1 protein-coding gene and 1 pseudogene are annotated in these 719 nt (G+C 45.5%); both read right to left on the minus strand.

All coding sequences use genetic code 11. The annotated features are described in order from the left end of the window. Positions 1 to 317, minus strand: a 317-nt coding sequence (rimP, locus tag D8792_RS11025) for a ribosome maturation factor RimP (RefSeq protein WP_142999402.1), incomplete at its 3' end; no start/stop codon positions are given. A 146-nt stretch (positions 318 to 463) separates the two neighbouring features. Beyond that, a pseudogene (locus D8792_RS11030) lies at positions 464 to 719 on the minus strand (PASTA domain-containing protein); the annotation flags it as partial.

Here is a 719-nt window from a genome sequence, read left to right on the forward strand (position 1 = left end):
CTGCCACAGCTTTCTTCTGCCACAGCTTCCTTGGTCTTCAGCGGACGCTCCAAGCCTGGGCTAGTCACTTCCAGAAAATACTGGTCAGGAAAAGGATCGGGCTTGATAGAGTCCAACAGAGGACTGATAATATCGGTCAAATCTGCTGTATCATTGACCGTAATCCCCTCGGGCTTGTCTACAAAAACACTGAGAACATAGTCACCGCCCATCTTGCCGTATTCAATATCTACTAATTCATAGGGTTCTTGGATGGCTGGCTCAATGACTTCTCTTACTAATTCAACAATTGTTGCGATAAGACTGCACCTCCTCACAGACAAGAGGCGAAGATACTTCCTCGCCTCTCTTTTATATTCACTAAAATGATTATAGCATAGTCTGCCTTGAAAATCAAGGGATATACTTTTATTTATCTAGAAAGCCTAAAATAGACTCAATCAGATCACTGCGACTAGCTGCCTCACTGATGGCTCGTCGATGCGCTCGTAGAGCCGCTCGAAGAGCTGCTCGAAGAGCTAGAGTGACTTTCCTCCTCGCTCGTGCTGCTTGAAGAGGATGATGGTTCTGTTCGCTCACTTGTACTAGAAGAGCTAGTGACCGTGCCATCTGTTACGTAGAACCTAATCTTGGTATTTGATTTCAATTTGATGCTTTGACCCGCTGCTGGAGACTGGGATATCACCAAATCAGCTTGACTTGACTCTACAGAACTATCG

Source organism: Streptococcus cristatus (genome assembly GCF_003943505.1).
GTDB classification, from domain to species: domain Bacteria; phylum Bacillota; class Bacilli; order Lactobacillales; family Streptococcaceae; genus Streptococcus; species Streptococcus cristatus_E.